This is a genomic window from Pseudarthrobacter sp. P1, from assembly GCF_050156935.1.
In the GTDB taxonomy this organism is placed as follows: Bacteria; Actinomycetota; Actinomycetes; order Actinomycetales; family Micrococcaceae; genus Specibacter.
On record NZ_CP189584.1, the window covers coordinates 371,762 to 396,514 of the forward strand.

The following is a 24,753-nucleotide window of genomic DNA, read 5'->3' on the forward strand; positions in this document are numbered from 1 at the left end:
TATCCGAGGTGATGGCGGTCTCCCGATCAGCCAGCTGGTGGTGTTCGCGTTCTTCGCCGCGATGGCCGAGACTGAACGCGAGAACATCCCCGAAGCCACCCTCGAAGGCCTCAACGCGGCCGCCCGCAAGGGAAACCAGGGCGGCCGCCCACCGGTCATCACCGACGACATGCTGCACACCGTGCTGCGCCGTCGCAGGAATGGAGAGTCACTCAAGGACATCCGCCCCGACCTGGTCATCCCCACCGGCAAACGCAGAGGCCGCCACCCCAGCCTGGCCAGCATCTACCGAGCGCTCACCCAACACGAGAAAAGCCAGGCCGCTCCCGATGCCGTTGACCAGGCTCACGCCGACTTCGCCACGCTCCAGCCGAGCGACTGAACGGCCGGGTTAGCGCTGGTCAGCCATATCAGCCCGGTTTTCGGCGAGTACTACGGCGACCCCAAGGCGGATGGATGTTCACCGGTGGGGCCAGTCTGGGCAGCCTGGGCCCGGATCCCACGGGAGGAAAACCGGATCACTGGATCGTACCAGTTGGTAAAGTAGCCCAAGAATCTTAAGTGACCCAGATCACAGTTCAACAATAGTGGTTGACGCTGAAAGGCGGTGGTGACACACTTCACATCACAACTGGTATGGATCACTTCCACTGCGAGACATTTTGGAGAACCAATGATCAAGAAAAGCATGGCGGCCGTCGGGGCCGCAGCGCTGGCGGTTGCAGTTCTTGCCGGCTGCACCAGCCCATCCGGGGGAACGTCGCAGACCGGCCAGGCCAGCACCGTGAAGATGGTGGCGTGGCCGGGCCCGGAGGGCGACGCCATGGGGAAGGTGGTGGATTCCTACAACGCCGGCCAGGGCGCCAAGGACGGTGTCAAGGTCGAGCTGTCGCTGCTTTCTCGGCAGGACACCTTTTCCAAAGAGACGGCGCTAATGGCGTCCAAATCCAGTGACATGGACATCTACTGGACCGCGTCGTACAACGTGGGCCAGTTCGCGGCATCCCTGGACCCCCTGGAAGGCACCGACACAACAAACTACTTCCCGGTCGCCGTGGATGGCCTCAAATACAAGGACAAGCTGTACGGTCTACCGCTGGATGTGAGCAACCACTTTCTCCTCTACCGCAAGGACCTCATCGACGCACTGCTGAAGGACCCCGCAGCCCAGGCCGAGTACGCCAAGATCAGCGCCACGGTGCTCGGAAAGGCTCGGGCACCAAAAGATCCACAAAGCTGGGATCTGGACGACTTCAAGGCCATGGCGGCGTATTTCTCCAAGTCCGACAACCCCAGTTCACCCACCGAGTATGGGACGATCCTGCAGGCCAAGAATCTGCTGTACAACACAATGATCTGGAACGACGTCCTGTGGGGATTTGGCGGAAACTGGGCGGACAACGGTAAGGCCGCCCTGGACAGTGACGCCGGCAGGAAGGCGGTCCAGCTGTACGCCGATATCTACAAGAACAAGTGGACCTCTCCGGACAGCTCCCAGGCCGAGTTCCCCGAGACCCAGGCCGCGCTGCAATCCGGAAGTGCCGCATTCGCGATCCAGTGGAGCGCCGCCTTCGCGGACCTCAATGACGCAGCCAAGTCGCCGCAGGTCGCCGGCAAGATTGCCATAGCCCCGGTTCCGGGCGGGAAGACCCACGTCCATGCCCTGGCAGTTTCGCTCAACAAGTACAGCAAGAACAAGGACGCCGCCAAAAAGTTGCTGACCTATCTGGCGACTCCCGCAGCGATGACCCAGTATGCCGAAGCAGGCGGCATCCCCGCCATGCCCCAGGTGCTGGACGCCAAAAAGTCAATCAACCCGGTGTTCGCCCAGGTATCCGAGAGCATCGCGAAGAACGGCTATGCCGAGCCCGTCTTCCCCAAGACGTTCCAGGCCTACAGCAAGATCGCCGAGGACCTCAGCGGGGCCTGGGTTGGACAGACACCGGTGGACGAGGCCCTCAAGACAGCCAACAGTGACCTTCAAGGGCTTCTTGAATAACTAACCGGCAAGAGCCTCCAGCCGGATGGGGTTGGGCCCGTCGCCGGTGCGGCGGGCCCAACCCCATCCAATCCCTGTTCAGTAAGGAGAACCAAAGCATGGCCACCATCGCCAAACGGCGTAGCAGATCTGCCGCCGCCGTACTGCTCAGCAGCCCGCTCATTGTGTTCGCTCTAATTTTTGTTCTATACCCGCTTTCTTCGGGAATTCTTACCGCCTTTCAGGCAAACACGCTGCTCGAGCCGTCCGTTGACTTCAACGGGATTCAAAATTTCATCTCGTTGTTCAAAAATGACGCATTCGCCAAATCCGCGGGATTCACTCTCGGATTCTCTGCAGTGGTTGTCAGCATTGAAATGGTCCTGGGCTTCGGGCTGGCCTTGCTGCTCAACCGCAAGTTCCCCGGGAAAAAGGTCTTCTTCACCATGATCCTGCTGCCGATCATGGTGGCACCCGCCCTGCTCGGGATCATGTTCCGGCTGCTGCTCAACGGTGACATCGGTGCTGTTCCCGCGATTCTGCAGGGTCTTGGACTGAGTGTCTCGCTGTTCTCCCCCAGCTCCGTTGTGCCGCTCCTTGTCGTCTTGGACATCCTCCAATGGACACCGTTCACCTTCCTGATCATCTATGCCGGACTCCAGTCGTTCCCCAGCGAATTGCTGGAGGCTTCTGCCATGGACGGTGCCGGATACTTCCGCTCCCTGAAGAGCGTTGTCATGCCGGTGCTAACGCCCGTGCTCTTCGCGGCGTTCTTTCTGCGCAGCATCGATGCGCTGAGGACCTTCGACGTCATTTACGTTCTGACGGCAGGGGGGCCGGGGACAAGTACGACCACCCTGAGCATCTTCATATACAAGACTGCCTTTGAATCGGGCGATTTCGGAAAGGCTGCTGCGGCAGCGCTCGTTGTTTTGATCTGCCTGATCCCCTTTGTACCTTTCATCGTCAAGCGCATTGCCTCTACTGGAATGGATAACGGAAAATGAGCGCACTCTCGACAACCCGCTCAGAGTCGCCAAGGCGGCTTCCACCCGGACCGGCCGTCCGCCGCCGGTTCGGCGGCGGACGGGGATGGATCTTCACCGTCGTCGTCGGTGTCATAGCCCTAGTGGTGAACATTCCGTTGCTCAATGCGGTCCTCGTCAGCTTCAAACCGGACGGTGAAATCGCCCGTAGCCCGCTGTCCCTGCCCTCGTCGCCGACGTTGGACCACTACACGAACGTCCTGCATGGCTCCGGCTATGACTTCCCGAAGTTCTTCCTCAACTCCGCTCTGATCTCGCTGGGAACGGTGCTGCTGGTTCTCGTCGTCGCCGTACCGGCAACGTACGCGATCGTTCGGCTTGGATTTGGCGGACATTGGATCATCAGCGGTGCGTCGGGTTTGCGCCTGCTGCCGGCGATCTTCTTTGTCGTGCCGTTCTTTCTGCTGTTCTCCACCCTCGGCCTGCAGGACACGGTTCCAGGCCTCATTGTTGCGAACTCCTTCCTCAACCTTCCGCTGGCGATCATCTTGCTGTCCGCCAGCCTTCGCGATATCCCGGCTGAAATCGAAGAAGCGGCGGCCATGGACGGGGCGAGTGTCTACCGGACGCTGGGTGGCATCGTGTTGCCGATGCTTGCACCGGCCATGGTCGCAGTTTCCGTCCTGGTTTTCATCTTCTCCTGGAACGACTATCTCTTTGCCCTCGTGCTGTCCACGTCGAATGCGACACCCGTAACGCTGGGCGCTGCAAACTTCATTACCAGCACGGGCATTCGTTGGGGTGACATTTCTGCTGCCTCGTTCCTTTCGACACTTCCTCCGCTGGTGTTCGCCGTTTTCGCCCAGCGGTACCTGGTAAGCGGTCTGACGGCTGGGGCGATCAAGGGATGACGGAACAGCAACAGCAAACGGTGGCAAGAACCTATAAATATGTGGCCGTAGCAGCGGCCATACGCCACACTATTGAAACCTCCCTGTCCCCGTTCGATGCAGTGCCCTCGGAACGGGACCTGATGGCCCTTTACGGTGTCAGCCGAATGACCGTGCGCCAAGCCATCGCCACACTTGTTGACGAGGGACTCGTCTATAACGTGCACGGTTCTGGAACGTATGTAGGCGCTCCTGACCTTGTCTCTAAGCCCCCTAAACTGACTTCGTTTACGGAAGACATGGCTGGCCGTGGACTCAAGGCTTCTTCCCAGATATTGGCTCTTTCCCTCGAACGCGCCGACAGCGCCGTTGCACTGTCGCTGGGCCTATCACCCGGGTCGGAATGCACACATATACGCCGGCTCCGCCTGGCCGACGACAAGCCAATGGCCATAGAAGATGTGTACGTTCCACGCACCATCTTGGACATTGAACAGTTTCGTCTGGGCGAATCGCTCTACCAGCAGCTCGGCGCCGCCGGCTACGACGTCCTCCGTGCCGAACAGACGATCCAGGCCATCACGCTTGATCCGGAAGCAGGCAGTCTCCTCGGCGTTGCCCCGAATGCCTCAGCCCTTTCCGTGACGAGGGTCAGCTCATCACGGCATGGTCAACGCATCGAGTTCGCCCGCACGATCTACCGCGCAGATAGGTATACCTTCCAGCTGACCGTGACCCGGGACGCCGAAAAGTGAAAACCCTATTAAGGGGAAAGCGGCATTGGGGCGCTCAGAAGACAACGGATCTGCTGACTCAGGCGCGGCTCCCGCCCGACAAAGTCGCATTCGGTCTTGGGGCTGCTCTTCCGGTGCCGAAATTCACAACAAGAAGTACCGCTTCTTTGTCTTTCTAGGGGTTCTTTATGGCTTCCGTACTCGGGGTTGACTTGGGCGGAACGAAGACGGCGGCGGGGGTGGTTGCCGCTGACGGCACGGTGCTCTACTCGGGCCAGACGCCGACGCTGAACCGCGCTGGCGGGGAGGCCATCTTGGATGCCACGGCCGCGCTGGCCACCTCGCTGCGTGCCCAGGCGGCGGCGGACGGCATTGAAGTCTCCGCCATTGGCATGGGCTCGGCGGGTGTGATCGACGCCGAGGCGGGCACGGTCATTTCCGCCACCGATGCCATCCTGGGCTGGACGGGTACGGACATCTTCACCGGGCTGACGCAGCGCACCGGACTGGACGTTTCGGTGGTGAATGATGTGCACGCGCACGCCCTCGGCGAGGCCTGGCTGGGCGCCGCGGCCGGCACGTCCTCCTCGCTTCTGGTGGCCTCCGGCCCCGCCATCCACGCCAGCTTCCTGCGCTTTGGCGGCTCCGCCGCCGTCCCGGACACCCGTGCCGTCTTTGACCTGGCGCGCGGCGGCGATGCCACGGCCCGCAAGGCCATTGGGGTCGGGGCCGGCGCGGCGGGCCAGGCCGTGGGCGGCATGGTCAACATCCTTGACCCGGCGGTGGTGGTGGTCTCCGGCGGGTTGGCCGACGCCGGCGAGCTCTGGTGGGGCGCCATGGAGCGCGCCCTGCGCCAGGAGCTGCTGGCCCCGCTGGCCGATGTCCCGGTGCTGCGCGCGACGCTGGGCAACACCGCCGCCATTGTCGGCGCAGCCAGCCTGGTCTTCAACTAGTTCCCCCCAGACCCTTCCCCGCCAGACCACCCCACCAAGGAGTTCCCGTGACGCTGAAACTGACCACCCTCGATTCCCTTGCCGGCCAGCTGGTTGTCTCGGCCCAGGCGTACCCCGGCGAGCCCATGCGCGACCCCCGCACCACCGCCCAGGTGGCGGCCTCGGCCGTGATCGGCGGCGCCGCGGGCATCCGCGTCCAGGGCATTGCGGACATCCAGTTCACCCGGGCCGCCGTGGAGGTCCGGTGATCGGCCTGTGGAAGGACGGCCACGACGGCGTCTTCATCACCCCCACGCTGCGCCACGCCCTGGCCTGCGCCAACGCCGGCGCCCACATGGTGGCCATTGACGGCACCCGCCGCCCGCGACCGGACGGCTTGACCCTGCAGGAGACCATCGCCGGCATCCATGCCGGATCCAACGCCCTGGTCATGGCCGATTGCGGCTCCTTAGACGATGCCGTGGCCGCCGTGGAGGCCGGCGCGGACATCATCGGCACCACCCTGGCCGGCTACACCGGCGAACGCGAGAAGACCCACGGCCCGGACCTGGAGCTGCTGGCGGCCATCGCCGCCGTCAACCTGGGCAAGCCGCTCATCGCCGAGGGCCGCATCCACACCCCGGCCCAGGCCCGCGCCGCGCTGGACGCCGGCGCGTTCGCCGTCGTCGTCGGCACCGCCATCACGCACCCGGCCACCATCACCGGCTGGTTCAAGGACGCCATCACGGCCTAGGGCGTGTCTCCCAATGCGGCGCTCCAGATGACGACGGCGTGCAGGACGGCCGCTGAGCGGTAGGTGAGGGCCAGTTTGTCGTAGCGGGTGGCCAGGGACCGCCATTGCTTGAGGGTGTTGAAGCTGCGCTCGACCACATTGCGCCGTTTGTAGGCGTCCCTGTCGTATCTGACGGGGCGTCCCCCGGCGGAGCCCTTGCGTTTCCGGTTGGCCTTCTGGTCGTCCTTTTCCGGGATAACGCACTCGATGCCCCGCCCGCGCAGGTACGCCCGGATTGCTTTGGAGGAATAGGCCTTGTCGGCCATGGCCCGGTCCGGGCGGGTGCGGGCCCGGCCGGGACCGGGCCTTTCTACCTTCAGGGCCTCCATGAGGTTCTCAAACATCGGCGAGTCCCCGCCCTGGCCCGGCCCCAGCAGCAGGACCAGGGGACGCATGTTGCCATCCACCAGGGCGTGGATCTTGGTGGTCAGCCCGCCGCGGGACCGGCCGATGGCATGGTCCTCAGGCTCGTCGAGCAGATTCCTGTAATTCGACAGGTCCCCCTGTGTGGCGGGGCAGGTTCGTGCCGTGCTGGTGGGCACGGTTGACCGTGGAGTCGATCGAGACCTCCCAGTTGATCAGCCCGGCCGTGTCCGCGCGGGTCAGCAACGCCGCCAGGACCTTGTCCCAGGTCCCGTTGGCGGCGTTGCGGCGGTGGTGCTTCCACACGGTCTTCCACGACCCGAAATAGGCAGGGAGATCACGCCATGGGATCCCTGCCCGGTAGCGGTAGATGATGCCCTCGGTCATCAGCCGGTGGTCGTTGAAGGGTCGGCCCGGTTTCCCCGACGAATCGGGCATCAACGGGGCAATGGACTCCCACTGGGCATCGGACAACACGGAATAGCGAGAAGGCACCCATCAATCATGCCAAACCGCAAAACCACTGATTAGGAGACACACCCTAGGGCCAATACCGTTCAATTAGATGTCTACGGCCTGTTCGGGTGGCCGGTCCGGTTGGGGCCAACCGTGGTGGCGTGCCCGTTTGACGTGCCATTTGGTGTACTTGCGTTTGACCACGCGCGGGTTGGCGCGGGGTCGTCGTCGGGGCAGGAGCCGGCGGGCGAGTTCGCTGATCGCGTGGCGCCAGAGGTGTTCGGAGGCGCCGGTCGCGTCAGGGGGAAAAAGCGCCCTGTTGGGCGATGGCCCGGCGGGAGATGCGCAGGGCTGCGACGAAGGAGATCCGGTCGGGATCGTGGCCGGCGTGGAGGGCGGCGTCGAGCATGAGGGTGCGGATGGCGTAGTGGCGGCAGAGGTGTCCCCAGATTTCCTGAAGCACCAGTTCCGGGGATTTGGAACGCAGCACGGCGCGCGGCCCGCGCTGGTGGGTCTTCAACTCATCGAACGCGGACTCGATCTCCCACCGTTGGGCGTAGGCGCCGGCCAGTTCGGCCGCCGGGGCGTCACGGGGGTCCAGGATCGTGGTGATCAGCCGGAACGGACCGGCGGGCTCGCGCCCGTCGTGGATCGTGTATTCGACCACCCTGACCGTCACCGGGTGCCGGCGTTTGCGGTCGGTGGTCGAGTGGAACACCTCGGCCAGATACGACCCGTCGGGGAGGTCGTCGACCGGCTCCAGTTTCAGGTTGTCCTTGACCCGCCAGCACAGGTCCGCGCCCCTCTTCCGGGCCCGTTCCCAGGCTTCGAAGCTGTAGAATCCGCGGTCGGCCAGACAGAGCATCCCTGCCCCGAGCCGGTCCAGGAGGCCGGTGGTGAGCGCGTTCTCCGAGGTCGTGTACGGCCCGACCGCCGCGTCGACCATGGCGTGGGTCCCGCACTTGGCCAACGCCACCAGCCGGGCCTGGGGGAACCCGCCCAACTCGACTGGGACGACCTGGATGCAGCCATGATCTCCCGATTCCTCAACCACCTCGAGGACCGGCGGCACAACAGTGTCAGGACCCGCAATGTTCGGCTCACCGCGATCCGTTGACTCTATTCATACGCAGCACTGCGCCATCCCGAACATGCGCTCCTGATGCAACGGGTGCTGGCCATCCCGCCCAAAAGCTTCGAAAAGCGTGTCGTGACGTTCCTGACCGCACCGGAGGTTGATGCCATCCTGGCGGCCCCGGACCAGTCCAGCTGGGAAGGCCGGCCCGACAAGGTGCTGATGCTCCTGGCCATCCAGACCGGACTGCGCGTTTCCGAAATCACCGGGCTGAACTGCAACGACCTCACTCTGGGAACCGGCGCGAACGTCCGTTGTGAAGGCAAGGGACGCAAACAACGCGCGGTCCCACTCAACCGACCCGTCGAAGCTCTGCTGCGCGCCTGGCTGAAGGAACGGGCGGGACAACCCCACGATCCGCTCTTCCCCACGCGCACCGGACGCCGGCTCAGCCGCGATGCCGTCGCGCTGCGAGTCAGCACCCACGCCAAGGCTGCCGCGCAGAAATGCCCGTCGCTGGCAGGGAAGACAGTCCATCCCCACGTCTTCCGCCACACCTGTGCCATGTCCCTGCTCCAGGCCGGTGTTGACACCTCGGTGATCGCGCTCTGGCTTGGCCACGCCGGAGTCCGCTCCACAGACGCCTACCTTCATGCCGACCTCACCATCAAGGAAAAGGCACTCGCTCTGGTGGCACCAACCACGGCGACCCCGGGACGGTACCGCCCACCGGACAAGACCTTGGCGTTCCTCGAAAGCCTGTAACTATGCCGATATGGGCGAGCCGGTTCCCCACGGAATCACGGCAACAGCGCCCGTTCCGGGGCCGGCACGTCAAGCGCCTCGGCATAGTTGCCGGCTCGGCATAAATCGATCTATGCGGATATCCGCATAGATTGACGAGGTGGGCTACATCCCGTTTGACCAGGACTCCGCGAACCTGTTCTTCCAGCTGTTCTCTTCCCGCTACGAGAAGGCCGCGCTGGTCCTCACCAGCAACCTCGCGTTCAGCCGCTGGGCCGACGTGTTCGGCGACGCCACGATCGCCTCGGCCATGATCGACAGGATCGTCCACCACGGACGACTCCTGCAGTTCCGTGGTGAGTCCTACCGGGTCAAAAACGCCCTCATGAAATAGCCGACCGCTGAAATGGACCAAAAACGAGCCGACGTGGCCTGATTCTTAGCGCCGAAATGGCCAACTCAAAGTTGACGAAACACAGGGACATGCCAGACCTATCCATCGGACCTGACCGGATCGGGCAACATCACCGGGCACCGGTGGGCCGCCCGTAGGCCAGCGGCGGAGCCTCACGAGGCGGCGGCCGCCGGCTGTGTTGCACGGAACGGACGGGTGGTCGAGGATGGGGGCATCCGAGTCTGGAGGTGGAAACCGAGGGTGCGTTTTGTATCCAGTATCTCCACGGAAATGCTGCCCCGTCCCCGGCCGGCCCGCTCAGACCGACCCGCAGATCGGTGAGGTGGGGCAAGGTGGTGTGGCCATCGGGCAGGAGGATCCGCCGCCGGCCCTCGAAAAGGTCGCCGCCGTCGTTGGCCAGATCCGCGGCAAAGCATTGGGCCACACAGCCCGGACCGGACGCCAGCCGGCACTCGGGAAGGAAGGTTTCGCGTGGTTTCGCTTCACGCCGGCTTCGGGCGAGACCGGCCCCCATAACGTCACCGGCCCGAATGAGGCAACCGTAGGGCCGGTCCGGCTCTGTCGTGACGAGGTTGAGGCGTGGTGCATCCAGTAGGTGATGTAGCAGTGAATGTGGCCCGGGGCCCGAACATGCTTTTGTTACGGTTGGTTTTGCCGCGGAAGGCATGCGCCCCGGGGTCGCGTTCGCCCGCATATGCCTCGACCTCGGTGATGCGGAGGGAGACGGTTCCGTCGGCATCGGTGCGTTGCAGAACACAGCCAAGCAGTTCAGGTGCCACCTCAAGCACCTCGCGGGCAAAGAATGTCCGATGCGCGGGACGGAATCCGGGGAGGCCGCTCCTAGGGTGTGTCTCCTAATCAGTGGTTTTGCGGTTTGGCATGATTGATGGGTGCCTTCTCGCTATTCCGTGTTGTCCGATGCCCAGTGGGAGTCCATTGCCCCGTTGATGCCCGATTCGTCGGGGAAACCGGGCCGACCCTTCAACGACCACCGGCTGATGACCGAGGGCATCATCTACCGCTACCGGGCAGGGATCCCATGGCGTGATCTCCCTGCCTATTTCGGGTCATGGAAGACCGTGTGGAAGCACCACCGCCGCAACGCCGCCAACGGGACCTGGGACAAGGTCCTGGCGGCGTTGCTGACCCGCGCGGACACGGCCGGGCTGATCAACTGGGAGGTCTCGATCGACTCCACGGTCAACCGTGCCCACCAGCACGGCACGAACCTGCCCCGCCACACAGGGGGACCTGTCGAATTACAGGAATCTGCTCGACGAGCCTGAGGACCATGCCATCGGCCGGTCCCGCGGCGGGCTGACCACCAAGATCCACGCCCTGGTGGATGGCAACATGCGTCCCCTGGTCCTGCTGCTGGGGCCGGGCCAGGGCGGGGACTCGCCGATGTTTGAACCTCATGGAGGCCCTGAAGGTAGAAAGGCCCGGTCCCGGCCGGGCCCGCACCCGCCCGGACCGGGCCATGGCCGACAAGGCCTATTCCTCCAAAGCAATCCGGGCGTACCTGCGCGGGCGGGGCATCGAGTGCGTTATCCCGGAAAAGGACGACCAGAAGGCCAACCGGAAACGCAAGGGCTCCGCCGGGGGACGCCCCGTCAGATACGACAGGGACGCCTACAAACGGCGCAATGTGGTCGAGCGCAGCTTCAACACCCTCAAGCAATGGCGGTCCCTGGCCACCCGCTACGACAAACTGGCCCTCACCTACCGCTCAGCGGCCGTCCTGCACGCCGTCGTCATCTGGAGCGCCGCATTGGGAGACACGCCCTAGGATGACCGTACCCCACCCTGCTGGAAGCGGGGCGCCACGCACCCGCGGGACCCGGGGCCCTGCCATGTGTCCGAAACCATTCCGGGCAGGTGGACGGGAGCATAATGAACCCAAGGGCCGACGGCCAGCATCAGGTTCGACCGCTTCGTGCCCCACGGCGGCACGGCGGGCATCAACTCCGGGGCGCCCATCAGCGAGGAGGCTGAGCAATGTCAACGAAAACGGATGTCCAAGTACGCCGAGTCTACGACGCGGCCAAGGACGACGACGGCGCACGAGTCCTAGTCGATCATATCTGGCCCCGCGGGATGACCAAGGCCAAGGCGGCCCTGGACGAGTGGTGCAAGGACGTCTCCCCGTCAACGGAACTCCGCAAGTGGTATAGCCATGACCCTGCCAAGTTCGCCGAATTCACCAAACGCTACAAGAGTGAACTTAAGGACCCTGCCCGAGCGCAGGCCCTGGAACACCTGCATGAACTCGCCAAAACTCAGAGACTGACACTGCTGACCGCCACCAAAGCCGCCGACATCAGCGAGGCCACCGTCCTGGCCGGTCTCCTCCGCCGGTAACGACCCAAACATGCCCGCACCAGGAGAAGGAATTTTTGGAAGTAGCCGAACAATGACTGAGAATGGAAAGTCACCGGAGGCGTCCGAATCTGACAGGGTCCCTGCTGCGAACAGTCCGCACGAGGAATGGATTGTGGTCGGGGTGGACGGCTCGCTAGTGTAGTGACCTGAAACGTTGGGGGTGTTTGGTCATGCCGCTTTCGGGATGTCGTGCCGGCCCCAGCGGTGGCCCTTTTCACTTGCACCCGTCCGGAGTTTGTTCACCATCGGACGGATGCCGGAATCCAAGCACTACTAGGGCGTGTCTCCCAATGCGGCGCTCCAGATGACGACGGCGTGCAGGACGGCCGCTGAGCGGTAGGTGAGGGCCAGTTTGTCGTAGCGGGTGGCCAGGGACCGCCATTGCTTGAGGGTGTTGAAGCTGCGCTCGACCACATTGCGCCGTTTGTAGGCGTCCCTGTCGTATCTGACGGGGCGTCCCCCGGCGGAGCCCTTGCGTTTCCGGTTGGCCTTCTGGTCGTCCTTTTCCGGGATAACGCACTCGATGCCCCGCCGCGCAGGTACGCCCGGATTGCTTTGGAGGAATAGGCCTTGTCGGCCATGGCCCGGTCCGGGCGGGTGCGGGCCCGGCCGGGACCGGGCCTTTCTACCTTCAGGGCCTCCATGAGGTTCTCAAACATCGGCGAGTCCCCGCCCTGGCCCGGCCCCAGCAGCAGGACCAGGGGACGCATGTTGCCATCCACCAGGGCGTGGATCTTGGTGGTCAGCCCGCCGCGGGACCGGCCGATGGCATGGTCCTCAGGCTCGTCGAGCAGATTCCTGTAATTCGACAGGTCCCCCTGTGTGGCGGGGCAGGTTCGTGCCGTGCTGGTGGGCACGGTTGACCGTGGAGTCGATCGAGACCTCCCAGTTGATCAGCCCGGCCGTGTCCGCGCGGGTCAGCAACGCCGCCAGGACCTTGTCCCAGGTCCCGTTGGCGGCGTTGCGGCGGTGGTGCTTCCACACGGTCTTCCACGACCCGAAATAGGCAGGGAGATCACGCCATGGGATCCCTGCCCGGTAGCGGTAGATGATGCCCTCGGTCATCAGCCGGTGGTCGTTGAAGGGTCGGCCCGGTTTCCCCGACGAATCGGGCATCAACGGGGCAATGGACTCCCACTGGGCATCGGACAACACGGAATAGCGAGAAGGCACCCATCAATCATGCCAAACCGCAAAACCACTGATTAGGAGACACACCCTAGTTCAGTTGCCAAGGCCCCCGGGGGCGCCCATGCCTGCCGGACCCCGGAGGGTGCAGCGGCCCTGGCATATGGGTAGCACTTGTTGTAGATCCACCGGGCCCGCTACGGCTTTTGTTGACTCGGTATCTTCTCCTACGGCAAGTGGAACCTTGTCAGGTGGGGCGGCCCCGGCTGGGCACCCGCTCCTGCAGGGGAGCGGGACACCAAACCGATTTCTTTAGAACAATTCCGACCCGGTGGGGGCGAACACCCTTTCGATCATGGGGCCGATGCCACCGGAGTCGTTGGGCTGTACGGGTGCCTGCCACGAGACCGCCACGGCACCGGTCCGCGGGTGCAGGCGTGCATCGAGGTCTTGGGCCAGGTGGGCCCGGCCGGTGCGCCGCAGGTGCTCCATGTACAGTTCCGGATCGTTGTACAGGGCTGGCCCCTTTTGCAGCGTGGTCTGCATGGGGTCCGGTAGGCATCCTGGGCTTCCCGCATAGGTGTTCCACCACTGTGCCAGGCGGGACCTCATCTGGTCCACCAATCCCGGTTCTTCCTCAAGCAAATTTCGGGTGAGGTACGGATCCTCGGTGACGTGGAACAGGGACTCCCACTCGGCGCGGAAGGCTCCGGGGTGGTAGGTGCGGATGTACAGGTGGTCCCGTGTGCGCACGGCGCGCTGGTAGGTGTGGGCGCCGTGCCCGAACACCAGATACTCGCGTGAGCAGATATCGCGTCCGCGGAGTACGTCAGCGAAGGATTCTCCCTGCCATTTTTCGGGGATGGGAAGGCCCAGAAGGTCGCAGATGGTGGGCGCGTAGTCGATGTTGTAAAGAAGCGCGTCCGAGGTGGGCGGCTTTTCGGTCTGGTCCGTCAGCCCTGGCCACCGCATCAGGAGGGGCAAGTGGTGGGTGGGTTCGCTGGCAAGCCCGTGTTCGGCATAGGACCCCTGTTCTCCGAAGGCCTCGCCATGGTCGGCACTGACGACGATGGCGACGTCGTCGGCCAGTCCCAGCTGCTCCAGACCGTTGATCAACCGGCCGAACTCGCTGTCCCAGTAGTGGATGGCACCGTCGTACCCGTTGATGAGTGCCTCGTAGTCTGCGCGGGTGCGGATCTGTTGGGGGAAGTTGTGTGGGACCCGTCGTTCGAAGAGCCCGTCGGAGTACATCAGATCCAGTGCCGACCGTGGGCCATAGACTTCCGCGTGCCCGTCGATTGCGCCCTGGTCCGGCCATTCGGGCGCAGGCCCCGAGTCGGCGGCTTTCTGTGTCCATTCCTCAGCCTGGAGATAGTCCATATGGGGGTCCCAGTACGTGAGGTGGAGGTACCAATCCTCGGTGTCCTTGTGCTGGGCAAGCCATTCCAGGGCCCTGTCGGTGACAATGTCCGCCGGCTCGTCGCCCACCTCCGGCGTGGCCCGGATGCTCTCGCGAAAATTGCCGAGGAAATACCAAGCGCGGTGCCGCTCCGCAAACGACGACACGGCGGCCGTTAGGTAGCCATGGGCACCCAGGTGCTGTCCCAGCAATGGCCGTCCTGGAACCAGCCCGTGGCCAGCATCGGCGCGGAAGCGGGCGGCCTCCCCATGGTGGCCAACCACGCCATTGGTGATGCCAAACTGTCCGGAAGTCAGAGCGGTTCGAGAGGGCATGCAGGGGGAGTCCGACGCATAGTAGCTATCGAAGCGGGCAGCCCCGGTGGCGAAGGCATCGAGGTGGGGTGTGATGGGGCGCTGGTAGCCGTAGGGGCCGGTGTGGTCCGGCCGCAGAGTGTCAACGTCGACGTAAATGATTTTCACTATGCGGACTCCTTGTCGTCTTGGCGCAGGCCCAGGTTCTGGGCCGGACTGGAGAATTCTTCGAGCTGTTCACTGAGCCGGGCGTGGGCCATTTCCAGCCACGTCAGGTAGGTGGTGCCCAAAAGATACGACCGTTCGCGACCCAGACGGATGAGTTCCTGGTTCCAGGGGACGTCGATTTCGATGGCGGCCTCGTCTGGGTTGATGTCGTCGGAGTAGGCCTTTTCCCGCTGTTGGCGGCGGCGGAAGTCCAGTTCCGTCGTCAACAGCTTCAAGGCAACGTCCGGGCCCAGAATGCCTGTGAGGAGGAACCTCATCTGAAAGTCAGCGTCCAGAGGGCGGACCGTGGGTTCATGGGGAGATTCTGCCCATTCCCGGAACGCAGCAAGGCCCGTGCCGGTCAACCGGTAGACCTTGGCATCCGGCCCGGTGGTGCGCTGGTCAATGGTGATGTCGACCCAGCCCTTGTCCAGACATTTGGTGAGCTGGCGGTAGATCTGTGATGGCTGGGGGGTGTAGCCAAAGAACGGCCCCTCCTGGTTCAGCCACTTATGCAGGTCGTAGCCGGCCATGGGCTTGCGCACCAGATGGCCCAAGATGATGCACTCCAGCTTGTTAAGCATGCTTGCCTCCCATTGATCTATGTGAGTAGAATCATAGCAAGATCGAGCAATGTATTGCAATTACGGCAAAATACAACCAATAGGTTGTTGCAAATGCACAAACTACATTGATCGCGCGGCGGCATCCCCACCAACACCGCAGATTCACGACAACGAAGGATCTTTCATGAAGAGGCTTAACCTCGCTACCCGTACCCTGGCCCTGGCGGCCACCGGCGCGCTCCTGTTGAGCGGGTGCGGCACCGCCGCCGGCAACCAGGCGGCCACGGGCGCCGCAAAGACACACATGACTTTGACCTTGGGCTCGGGCGTTGAACCTCAGTCGCTGGACCCGGCCCAATCCCGCGAAGCGCAATTCGTCCAGTACTTCCAGCCAGTCTTCGACACGCTGATTCGACGCGACGCCAACGGCAAGATCCAGCCCATGCTCGCCACCAAGTGGGCCACCAGCGAGGACCAGAAGAGCATCACCTTCACCCTTCGGGACGATGTAACGTTCACCGACGGCACCAAGCTGTCCGCCGACGCCGTCAAGGGCAACCTGGACCGGTTCAAGGCCGCCGGCGGCCCGCTGGCCGCTGCCCTCGCCGCGGTCTCAAGTGTCGCCGTCGTCGACGCAACGACGGTCAAGCTGGTGCTCTCCAAGCCGGACCCGGCACTCATCTATGCCCTGGGCGGCCCAAGCGGCTACATCCAATCACCGGCCAATTTTGACAGCCCCACAGTCAAAACCCAGCCCATTGGTTCCGGCCCCTATGTACTGGACCGTTCGGCAACCACACCAGGGTCCCAGTACACCTTCACCAAGAACCCCAACTACTGGGACAAATCGCTGCAGAAGTTCGACAAGATCGTCATCAAACCAATGAAGGACGAGAACGCACGGCTCAACGCCCTGCGGTCCGGGCAGATCGACGGCATGATCGCCACCCCCAAGACGGTCCAGGCCGCCAAGGGTGCCGGTGTTGACGTGCAGACCATCCCGGGCGACTGGCAGGGCCTGTCCCTGTTCGACCGGGCCGGCCAGCTTACCCCGGAGTTGGGCAAGGTTGAGGTACGGCAGGCGATCAACTATGCCATCGACAAGAATGCGCTGCTGAAGAGTGTTGGCCAGGGGATGGGGACGGTCACCAGCCAGATCTTCTCCCCGGCATCGGAGGCCTACGTCACGGACCTGGACGGTGCCTATGGCTACGACACGGAAAAGGCCAAGGCGCTGTTGAAGACGGCCGGGCTGGAAAACGGTTTTACGTTGACGATGCCCACCTCCGCCGACATGGATCCGGCGCTGGCCCCGGCCATCCACGACCAACTCGCCAAGGTGGGGATCACGGTCAAGTGGGTGGACATCCCGGCCGCCCAGTACCAGGCCGAACAGCAGTCCGGCAAATACTCGGCCGCGTTCACAGCCTTTGGCCAGCCAGTGGTGGCCTGGAGCAGCATCTCCGTTTCGGTGACCGAGGCAGCGCCCTGGAACATTTTCAAGTCCAGCACCGATGCATCCAAGGCGCTGCTGGCTTCCATCCTGGCCAGCAGCGGCGATGACGCGGCGAAGAAGAGCCAGGACATGAACAAGTACCTGGTCGACAACGCCTGGTTTGACCCGTGGTACAGGATCGACCAGCCGTACTACAGCTCCAAGGAGGTCAAGGTTCAGGTTCAGAGCGGGCAGCCGGTGCCGTCCATCTACAACTACGAGCCCGCCAAGTAGCTGTCCCCAGCGCCGCCCACTTGTTCCGCCGTCGATCCAAGGAGTCCCTGTGGTTCTCTATATTTCCCGCCGTTTGGGATCGGGGATAGTCCTCGTCATCTGTGCCTCATTCCTGGTGTTTTCCCTCATGCTCGCCAACAGCGGCCACATCGCCCGCAACGTGCTCGGAGACCAGGCGACCGAGGCAATGGTCTCCGCCAAACAGGCCGATCTCGGGCTGAACGATCCCGTGATCGTGCAGTACTTCCACTGGTTGGGGGGTGCCTTCCAAGGCAACCTCGGGAACTCCTGGTTCAACGCGGAATCCGTCAGCTACCTTCTGCTCAGCAGGGTTCCGGTCACCTTGTCCATCGCCATCGGCACCGTCATCATCTCCACGCTGGTGTCGGTGGTAGTGGGCATTGCGGCCGCCCTCTACCGGGGATGGACTGACCGGGCCCTGCAGCTGGTTTCGATCGTTGGCCTCGTATTTCCCGGCTTTTGGCTGGCACTGGTCATGGTTTCCAAAGTCTCCATCGAGTGGCAACTGGTGCCGGCAACAGGCTACATCCCGCTGGGACAGTCCTTCACTGGGTGGTTCCAAAGTTTGACCCTGCCGGTCCTCTCCCTGGCGATCGGTGCCGTCGCCGGACTGTCCCAGCAGGTCCGCAGCGCCACGATCGCCACCTTGGAGAAGGACTTTGTGCGTACCTTGCGCAGCCGGGGCCTGTCGGAGGGGAGTGTGTTGTTCAAGCACGTCCTGCGCAATGCCGCACCGCCAACGCTCACCGTGGTGTCGCTGAACTTCATCGCTCTCATGTCCGGCGCGGTCATGATCGAGCGCGTGTTCGCCCTGCCCGGCCTGGGAAGCATCGCCGTGGACGCAACGGGGGTTGGAGACATCCCCATCGTCCTAGGCGCCGTGGTGATCTCCGTTCTCATCGTAGTCACCGTCAATCTCCTCATTGACCTATTCAATGGCTGGCTCAATCCGAAAGTCCGTCTCTCATGAGCAAAATTACAGATACACCGGCCATGACAGCCTCGAACAGAGTGGCCATGGGCCAGAGCCTATTCGCGCGCATCTGCAGAACCCCGATGGCCATTGTGTCGCTGGTGACGCTGCTGGTACTCGTCCTGGTTGTGGTGGCGGCACCCTTGTTGACCCCCTTCGACCCAAATACGGGGGACATCGGCCAGGCACTCCTGGGCCCTGGCCCCGAACACTGGCTGGGGACGGACAGCTCGGGCCGGGATGTCTTTGCCCGGATCCTCTTCGGCGGACGGAACACCTTGGGCGGCGCCGCCCTGGCCCTTGCCGTCGCGAGCGCCCTTGGCGTCACCACCGGGCTCATTGCCGGGTACCACGGTGGAAAGGTCGACACGGGCCTGGACTGGTACACCAACCTGGTGATCGCAGTGCCCCACATCATGGTGCTGTTGGCCGTGCGTGCGGTCTGGGGGAGCAACATCTGGTTGAGCATGAGCGTCTTCGGCGTCCTGATGGCCCCCGGATTCCACCGTCTGGTGCGGGGCATTGTCAGCGGAGTCCGCAATGAGCTCTATGTGGACGCTGCACGCGTGTCAGGGCTTTCGCTGCCACGGATTTTGGGCAGGCATGTCCTCATTGCCATCCGCGCCCCGATCATCATCTTCGCTGCCCTGTCCGGCGTCGTCGTTATCGGGGTGCAGTCCGGGCTGGACTTCCTGGGGCTGGGCGACGCCACTGTTCCCACGTGGGGAAACATGCTCAACGAAGCATTGGTCAACCTCTACATCGCGCCCGGGCTGATGTTGTGGCCGGGCCTGGCCTTGGGGGTTGTCAACGCGGCGCTGATCCTCTTCGGGAACGGGCTGCGCGATGCCCTCGAAGACCGCCGGACGTCGCGGCGCCGCCCGCCCCGCCGAAGCAAAACCGCCCCCGTTGGGGAGGCCGGCACCCGGGTCGCAGGGGCCGAGGCACACATCGGCGCGTCCGACGGCGACACCCGTGCCGGCGCAGGAACTGCGGTTTCCGGGGTCCCCGGCTGTGACCACGTTCCCGACGAGGCCGTGTTGGCGGTTCGGAATCTGAACGTCGGCTACCCGGACGGCGGCGGCCACAAGCTGGTCGTCAAGGGGGTGACGTTCGGTGTCCGGCGGGGAGAAATCCTTGGCCTGGTGGGCGAGTCCGGCTCCGGAAAGACACAGACGGCCTGGGCCTGTCTGGGCCTGCTGCCCAGGGGTGGCCGGGTCGTGGGGGGAAGCATCACTGTATCCGGCCAGGACGTGGGTTTGCTGTCGGCTCGGGATCGCCGGGCGATGCTCGGGAAGGGAATCGCCTACATTCCCCAGGAACCGATGTCCAATCTGGACCCGTCGTTCAAGATCGGCTACCAGCTGGTGGAACCCCTCCGGCGCCAGCTTGGACTGGGCAGGAACGAGGCTCGGGCCAAGGCATTGTCCATGTTGGCGCGGGTGGGCATCGCCGATCCCGAACGCACCTTCAACTCCTATCCCCACCAAATTTCCGGTGGAATGGCACAACGCGTCCTCATTGCCGGTGCGGTCTCCTGCGACCCCGCCGTGCTGATTGCCGACGAGCCCACCACGGCCTTGGATGTCACAGTCCAGGCTGAAGTGCTTGACCTTCTGCGCGAGCTCCAGCAGGAAACCGGTATGGCGGTCATTCTGGTGACCCACAACTTCGGCGTCGTGGCGGACCTCTGCGACCGCGTCGCGGTGATGCAGCTGGGCAAGATTGTCGAACAGGACGCCGTCGAACCTCTCTTCAGGGATGCGCAGCACCCGTATACCCGGATGCTTCTGGGCTCCGGACTCGAAGACAAGACACCCCGGACGCGTCTACTGCCCACCGACCTGCCTGCCCTTGAGGAGATGAAACGATGAGCGGACCACTGCTTGAGATCACCAACCTGGTGACAGAGTTCCCGACGAAGGGCTGGCGCAAACCGCCCTTCCGTGCCCTGAGGGGCGTGAGCCTGGATGTGAAGCCCGGAGAGACTGTTGGGCTGGTGGGCGAATCCGGATCGGGAAAGACCACCATTGGCCGTGCCGTCCTGGGGCTTGCGCCGGTGACATCGGGGAGCATCACCTTCGATGGGCAGGACATCTCCGCCCTTGGCACCCGGGCGCGGCGGCCCTTGAGCAAGGACATCCAGGTCGTTTTTCAAGATCCCTACACCTCGCTTAATCCGGCCATGACCATTGAGGACATCCTTGCAGAGCCGCTCATTGTCCAAGGCCTGGATAAGAGCGCCGCCCGGGGCAGGATTGCACGGCTGCTGGACCGGGTCCAGCTGCCTTCCGATGCCGCCGGCCGCCTGCCGCGGGAGTTCTCCGGAGGGCAGCGCCAGCGCGTGGCGATTGCACGTGCCCTGGCCTTGGAACCACGGTTGATCGTCTGTGACGAACCGGTGTCGGCGTTGGACTTGTCCACCCAGGCCAGAGTGTTGGACCTGTTCTTGGAAATCCAGGAAGCCACAGAGGTCGCCTACCTGTTCATTTCCCATGATCTGGCCGTGGTCCGCCACATCAGCCACCGGATCGCGGTCCTATACCACGGGGAGGTGCTGGAATTCGGTGACGCCGCCGCGGTGACCGAGAACCCGCAGAGCCCCTACACGCGACGGTTGTTGATGGCCTCTCCCGTGGCGGATCCGATCCGCCAACGCCAACGCCGCCAGGAACGCCTCGCGGCCCTCTGAGCGGCCCACGCAATTCCCGCGGCTACCGCCGATTCCACACCCAGGGCAAGGAACCCATGACGCTGACACACCCATCGACCCGCCCCGAGGACCAAACCGCCCCCGGCAGCCTCGGCATCATCCCGGCACCGCAACGGTGGGCACCCGCTGTGGGGACGTTTGCTCTGGGGGGAGGATTCCACCTCCACTACTCGAGCCCGGAACTCGCCCAAACCGCCAGCGACCTTCTGGCGGAGATCGCCGAAGTGTCCGGTGTGGCCGGAGCCGCTTCCTCCAGCACGGACACGGGAGCTTTGTCGGTAGCTGCCGGCGACATCACCCTGGTCCTGGACGAGGCCATGGCCTTTGGGACTGACAATGGCACAGCCGATGCCGAAGGCTACATGCTCTGCATCGGTGAAACCATCGAGATCCGCGCCAGAACCACGACCGGCATATACTGGGGGACCCGGTCGCTGCTGCAACTGCTGCTGCGGTCTCACGCGCTGCCGAGCGGCACCGTCGTCGACTGGCCCGACTACCCCGTACGCGGCTTCATGCTCGACGTCGGGCGCCGCTTCGCGGAACCATCGTTCATCCGCGACTACATCCGCTTCATGAGCTGGTTCAAACTGAACACGTTCATCATCCATCTCAACGACAACGAAATTGTCAAGGATTCAAAACGCAGCTGGAACGTGGCCCAGCAGGCCTTCAGGCTCTCCACGGACAACCCGAAATTCGCCGGCCTGGCCGCGACCGACGGCGCCTACACGCGCGCGGATTGGGACTCTTTCGAAGACCTCGCCGCCCGCCACCACGTCAGCCTGGTGCCGGAGATCGATGCCCCCGCCCATGCCCGCTCCTTCATCCGCTGGAAGCCCGACCTGGGCTTGGACGGAGGGGGCTCGGACATGCTAGATCTGTCCAAACCGGCAGCGACCGCCCTCATCAAGGCCGTCTTTGACGAATTCACCCCTTGGTTCCAAGGAACGAGCGTCCACTTCGGGGCCGACGAGTATGAAAAGAACCATGCAGAAAGCTATCGGCTCTTCTTCAACGAGATCAGCTCCCATCTGCGCAGCCTGGGCAAGGACCCCATGGCGTGGGGGAGCCTGACGACGATGTCAGCCGGGGCGGGCCCGGCCACAGAGGCCGGATACAGCCGCGATGTGGTCATATGTTCCTGGAACAACGACTGGTATGGCCCCCAGGCTGCGGTCGGCGACGGCTACCGGGTGATCAACACCAACGACAACCTCCTCTACATTGTGCCGTTCGCCGACTACTACCATGGAGAACATCTGGATGGCCGCGCATTATTCGAGGGCTGGGAACCCCACGTGTTCGGACCAGACGATGCACTTCAACCCCAACATCCGCAGCTTCTTGGTGCGGTTTCCGCCCTGTGGAACGACCTGGTGCTGAGGGACTACGACGAACACACCATCCACCGCATGGTGGAGCCAACCTTTGGCCTGCTGGCCCAGAAGATGTGGACCGGCTCCCGGTATGGCCTGGACTACGAGACCTTCATGGAGCGTGCCGGAGCGCTGGCTGGCTGGCCCGGACGCACCTTCCTGCGGTGACGCGGCGGATGAAGCTTGAAATCGCGGTCGTTGGAGCCGAGGGTGCCGGCATCGCGGCCGCTGAAGGCGCCGACAGGGTTGAACTCTGCACCAGTCTGGAAATCGGCGGCATCACCCCGACGCAGGGACTCATGGACGCAGCCTGCGACGCTGTCGGCGACCGCCTGGAAATCCACGCGCTCATCCGCTGCCGCCCCGGGAATTTCACCTACACGCCGTCCGAGCTGGACACCATGGTGCGGGAAGCGCGCCACCTGGTGGCACAAGGCGCCAGCGGCATCGTCCTTGGGGCACTAACGAACAGCGGACACGTGGACGCCGAGACAACCCGGCGCATGGCAGAAGCGGCGAAGGAAGCCAACCCGCTGACGGAGTTGACGTTCCACCGCGCCATTGACCAGACCCCGGATGCATTGGCGGCCATCGACACGTTGTTGGAGTTGGGCTTTGACCGCGTGCTCAGCTCAGGCCATGCGGCAACTGCCGGACAGGGGATGGGGACGCTCCAGCGCATGTCCGGCCGGGCCGCGGGTGGGCTAGAGATCATGGCGGGAGGAGGCCTCACCTTGGAAGACATCCCCTTCATGCGCCACTGCGGCGTCGACGCGGTGCACCTGTCGGCCAAGAGGATCGTCTCGACCCTGCGGCAGGGAACGATTTCGTTGGGCTCCGCGGACGGCGGTGATCCGACGGCCTATATGGCAACGGACCGGGCCATCGTCACTGCGGCCAGGGCTGCCTGCCGCTGACTTCCCGAACAACCTTTCAACCGTTGGTGGAGGGCCTCATCCATCCCACGACAACGTGGGTGGGGTTGGAACATCTTTTTAAGTCCTCCGCAAATGAAACCAGGAGATCCTGATGCACAAAACATTGCGTGGATCCGGTCTGCTTCTCGCCGCAGCGTTGACAGCCGCTCAGTTCACCGGGTTGGGTGCAGCTGCGGCTGCCCCGGGCAGTCCGCAAGCGTACTATGTCGACTGTTCCTCCCCGACCGTCGGCGATGGCACGCAGACCACACCATGGAACTCCTTGGAGCAAGTCAACGGTTTCACCTTTGGCCCCGGTGACAGCCTGTTGTTCAAGAAGGGCACCACCTGCGTTGGAACCCTCAGTCCGTCCGGGTCCGGAAGCACCACTGCAAGGTTCACCATCGGTGCCTACGGCACAGCCACAGGCAGGGCGGTCCTGGATGGGAACGGGGCATCGGCGGTTGTGCATCTCTTCAACGAACAGTATGTGACACTTCAGGACCTTGAGATCGTCAATGCCGCCAATCCCGGAACAAACCGCCGCGGCATCGACGTCGAACTTCAAAATTTCGGCACCGGCAACGGCTACACGATTCAGAACATCTACATGCACGACGTGTGGGGCGACGACACCAAGGGGCCCACCGGGTCGCAGGGCATTGCGTTCCGGGTCACCGGGCAAACCACCCCGACCACATACAACGACATCACGATCGCCAACAATCAGCCCGCGAACATCGACCGGCAGGCCGTGGTGATGCAGCTCAGCACATGGACCTGCCGCGTTGAAATAGCCTGCACGGGCACGGTGAACTGGCTGTCGGCAACAGCGGTCAGCGTCACCGGCAACACCCTGACGAATATTGGTGGAGACGGTATCGTCCTGAACACTACCCAAAACGCCAGAGCTGAAAGAAACGTGATTATGGGCTTCAACGTTCGCTCCGCGGCCTACAACGCGGGCTTGTGGAGTTTCAATAGCTATGGTTTCCTGGCCCAGTTCACCGACGTATTGGGCGGCGTCGGCCATCTGGACGGCATAGCCTATGACAGCGACGGCGGCAACGTCAACGTAACTTTCCAGTATAACTTCAGCCACGACAACCAAGGCGGATTCTTCCTCTTCTGCCCCTACGGCAGCAACCTCAACAGTGGCACAATCGTCCGGTACAACATCAGCAAGAATGACCAGTACCGCGGTTTCGAAAATTGCAACGGGCAGGTAACAGGCGCCCAAGTGCACAACAACACCATCTACATCGGGGACGGAGTCAGCCAGGTTGTTGTCAACGAAAACGTCAACGTGAGCCGGGAAGTCAAAATGTGGAACAACATCATCTACAAGGGCGGCGCAGGGTCTGCCTCGTTCAAGCTCGCGGCGGACACCGGGTACACGTTCCAAAACAACACGATGTCATCCTGGATCACCAACAGCCCCGCCAACCCCGGCGGCACGACCTCCAACCCGCTGATGTGCAACCCGGGCAAAGCGACCAGTCTGGACACGGCCAGCGGCTACCACCTCCAGCCATCCTCCCCGGCGAAATCGGCGGGAGCAACGATTTCAGGGAACGGCGGCCGCGACTACTTCGGAACACCCCTTTCAACCCCACCCACCATCGGTGCAAGCGAAACCACCAGTTGCTGAAAACGCCT

Annotated in this window: 21 protein-coding genes and 4 pseudogenes; 18 read left to right on the forward strand and 7 right to left on the reverse strand. The window is 63.5% G+C overall.

The genetic code is table 11. The features are described 5' to 3' along the window. The first annotated feature begins 40 nt into the window (after positions 1-40). From ACQCSX_RS01610 to ACQCSX_RS01640, 7 genes and pseudogenes are all read left to right on the forward strand, one after another. On the forward strand, positions 41-382 hold the full coding sequence (locus ACQCSX_RS01610; protein ID WP_427017370.1) for a hypothetical protein: 342 nt from the start codon (positions 41-43) through the stop codon (positions 380-382). A 291-nt stretch (positions 383-673) separates the two neighbouring features. Beyond that, positions 674-1,999, forward strand: a complete 1,326-nt coding sequence (locus ACQCSX_RS01615; RefSeq protein ID WP_427017371.1) for an ABC transporter substrate-binding protein — start codon at positions 674-676, stop codon at positions 1,997-1,999. A 98-nt stretch (positions 2,000-2,097) separates the two neighbouring features. Beyond that, complete coding sequence (locus ACQCSX_RS01620; protein ID WP_427017372.1) at positions 2,098-2,985, forward strand: carbohydrate ABC transporter permease; 888 nt, start codon at positions 2,098-2,100, stop codon at positions 2,983-2,985. Further along, positions 2,982-3,875, forward strand: a complete 894-nt coding sequence (locus ACQCSX_RS01625) for a carbohydrate ABC transporter permease (protein WP_427017373.1) — start codon at positions 2,982-2,984, stop codon at positions 3,873-3,875. Before ACQCSX_RS01620 ends, ACQCSX_RS01625 begins: the two co-directional genes overlap by 4 nt. Next, a complete protein-coding gene (locus ACQCSX_RS01630) occupies positions 3,872-4,609 on the forward strand; it encodes a GntR family transcriptional regulator (protein WP_427017374.1) in 738 nt (245 codons plus the stop codon). Before ACQCSX_RS01625 ends, ACQCSX_RS01630 begins: the two co-directional genes overlap by 4 nt. Before the next feature lie 167 nt (positions 4,610-4,776). Continuing rightward, the gene (locus tag ACQCSX_RS01635) at positions 4,777-5,541 is read left to right on the forward strand and encodes an ROK family protein (protein WP_427017375.1); all 765 of its coding nucleotides are present in this window, start codon (positions 4,777-4,779) and stop codon (positions 5,539-5,541) included. Between the two features lie 53 nt (positions 5,542-5,594). Next, positions 5,595-6,274 (forward strand): annotated as a pseudogene (locus tag ACQCSX_RS01640) (N-acetylmannosamine-6-phosphate 2-epimerase). Here ACQCSX_RS01640 and ACQCSX_RS01645 read toward each other — a convergent pair. After that, a protein-coding gene (locus ACQCSX_RS01645; protein ID WP_427018933.1) for an IS5 family transposase occupies positions 6,271-7,114 on the reverse strand; the annotation gives its coding sequence in 2 pieces (ribosomal slippage) (positions 6,271-6,807 and positions 6,809-7,114; 843 coding nt in all). The pseudogene ACQCSX_RS01640 and the gene ACQCSX_RS01645 overlap by 4 nt on opposite strands. 316 nt (positions 7,115-7,430) lie before the next feature. Then, the gene (locus tag ACQCSX_RS01650) at positions 7,431-8,135 is read right to left on the reverse strand and encodes an IS4 family transposase (RefSeq protein ID WP_427017376.1); all 705 of its coding nucleotides are present in this window, start codon (positions 8,133-8,135) and stop codon (positions 7,431-7,433) included. Positions 8,136-8,294: 159 nt separating this feature from the next. On the opposite strand from ACQCSX_RS01650, the gene ACQCSX_RS01655 reads away from it, so the two are divergent. Both ACQCSX_RS01655 and ACQCSX_RS01660 read left to right on the forward strand, forming a co-directional pair. Continuing rightward, positions 8,295-8,972 carry a tyrosine-type recombinase/integrase gene (locus ACQCSX_RS01655; protein WP_427017377.1) on the forward strand — a complete coding sequence of 226 codons (678 nt, stop codon included), beginning with the start codon at positions 8,295-8,297 and terminating at the stop codon, positions 8,970-8,972. A 130-nt stretch (positions 8,973-9,102) separates the two neighbouring features. Next, positions 9,103-9,345, forward strand: a pseudogene (locus ACQCSX_RS01660) (ATP-binding protein); the annotation flags it as partial. A gap of 130 nt (positions 9,346-9,475) precedes the next feature. On the opposite strand, the gene ACQCSX_RS01665 reads toward ACQCSX_RS01660, so the two are convergent. Together ACQCSX_RS01665 and ACQCSX_RS01670 are read right to left on the reverse strand one after the other, a co-directional pair. Then, the gene (locus ACQCSX_RS01665; protein WP_427018944.1) at positions 9,476-9,973 is read right to left on the reverse strand and encodes a DNA-3-methyladenine glycosylase; all 498 of its coding nucleotides are present in this window, start codon (positions 9,971-9,973) and stop codon (positions 9,476-9,478) included. Continuing rightward, positions 9,885-10,154: a DNA-3-methyladenine glycosylase gene (locus ACQCSX_RS01670; RefSeq protein WP_427017378.1), complete on the reverse strand. Its 270-nt coding sequence runs from the start codon at positions 10,152-10,154 to the stop codon at positions 9,885-9,887. Before ACQCSX_RS01670 ends, ACQCSX_RS01665 begins: the two co-directional genes overlap by 89 nt. A gap of 159 nt (positions 10,155-10,313) precedes the next feature. On the opposite strand from ACQCSX_RS01670, the pseudogene ACQCSX_RS01675 reads away from it, so the two are divergent. Both ACQCSX_RS01675 and ACQCSX_RS01680 read left to right on the forward strand, forming a co-directional pair. After that, positions 10,314-11,155: pseudogene (locus ACQCSX_RS01675) on the forward strand (IS5 family transposase). A gap of 209 nt (positions 11,156-11,364) precedes the next feature. Then, entirely contained in the window at positions 11,365-11,727 is a 363-nt protein-coding gene (locus ACQCSX_RS01680; RefSeq protein WP_427017379.1) for a DUF488 domain-containing protein, read from the forward strand. 294 nt (positions 11,728-12,021) lie between these two features. On the opposite strand, the pseudogene ACQCSX_RS01685 reads toward ACQCSX_RS01680, so the two are convergent. The 3 genes and pseudogenes from ACQCSX_RS01685 to ACQCSX_RS01695 form a co-directional block, all read right to left on the reverse strand. Further along, a pseudogene (locus ACQCSX_RS01685) lies at positions 12,022-12,921 on the reverse strand (IS5 family transposase). A gap of 267 nt (positions 12,922-13,188) precedes the next feature. Further along, positions 13,189-14,757: a sulfatase family protein gene (locus tag ACQCSX_RS01690; RefSeq protein ID WP_427017380.1), complete on the reverse strand. Its 1,569-nt coding sequence runs from the start codon at positions 14,755-14,757 to the stop codon at positions 13,189-13,191. Further along, entirely contained in the window at positions 14,757-15,380 is a 624-nt protein-coding gene (locus tag ACQCSX_RS01695; protein ID WP_427017381.1) for a PadR family transcriptional regulator, read from the reverse strand. Before ACQCSX_RS01695 ends, ACQCSX_RS01690 begins: the two co-directional genes overlap by 1 nt. Positions 15,381-15,546: 166 nt before the next feature. Here ACQCSX_RS01695 and ACQCSX_RS01700 point away from each other — a divergent pair, with 166 nt between their 5' ends. The 7 genes from ACQCSX_RS01700 to ACQCSX_RS01730 all read left to right on the forward strand — a co-directional run bounded on the left by ACQCSX_RS01700 (position 15,547) and on the right by ACQCSX_RS01730 (position 24,745). Continuing rightward, positions 15,547-17,091: an ABC transporter substrate-binding protein gene (locus ACQCSX_RS01700; protein ID WP_427017382.1), complete on the forward strand. Its 1,545-nt coding sequence runs from the start codon at positions 15,547-15,549 to the stop codon at positions 17,089-17,091. A 49-nt stretch (positions 17,092-17,140) separates the two neighbouring features. Further along, a complete protein-coding gene (locus ACQCSX_RS01705; protein ID WP_427017383.1) occupies positions 17,141-18,082 on the forward strand; it encodes an ABC transporter permease in 942 nt (313 codons plus the stop codon). A gap of 23 nt (positions 18,083-18,105) precedes the next feature. After that, a complete protein-coding gene (locus tag ACQCSX_RS01710) occupies positions 18,106-19,959 on the forward strand; it encodes a dipeptide/oligopeptide/nickel ABC transporter permease/ATP-binding protein (protein ID WP_427017384.1) in 1,854 nt (617 codons plus the stop codon). Then, positions 19,956-20,777 carry an ATP-binding cassette domain-containing protein gene (locus ACQCSX_RS01715; protein ID WP_427017385.1) on the forward strand — a complete coding sequence of 274 codons (822 nt, stop codon included), beginning with the start codon at positions 19,956-19,958 and terminating at the stop codon, positions 20,775-20,777. Before ACQCSX_RS01710 ends, ACQCSX_RS01715 begins: the two co-directional genes overlap by 4 nt. Before the next feature lie 56 nt (positions 20,778-20,833). Beyond that, the gene (locus tag ACQCSX_RS01720) at positions 20,834-22,345 is read left to right on the forward strand and encodes a beta-N-acetylhexosaminidase (RefSeq protein ID WP_427017386.1); all 1,512 of its coding nucleotides are present in this window, start codon (positions 20,834-20,836) and stop codon (positions 22,343-22,345) included. A gap of 8 nt (positions 22,346-22,353) precedes the next feature. Then, entirely contained in the window at positions 22,354-23,094 is a 741-nt protein-coding gene (locus tag ACQCSX_RS01725; protein WP_427017387.1) for a copper homeostasis protein CutC, read from the forward strand. A 112-nt stretch (positions 23,095-23,206) separates the two neighbouring features. Continuing rightward, a complete protein-coding gene (locus tag ACQCSX_RS01730; protein WP_427017388.1) occupies positions 23,207-24,745 on the forward strand; it encodes a hypothetical protein in 1,539 nt (512 codons plus the stop codon). The last annotated feature ends 8 nt before the right edge of the window (positions 24,746-24,753 follow it).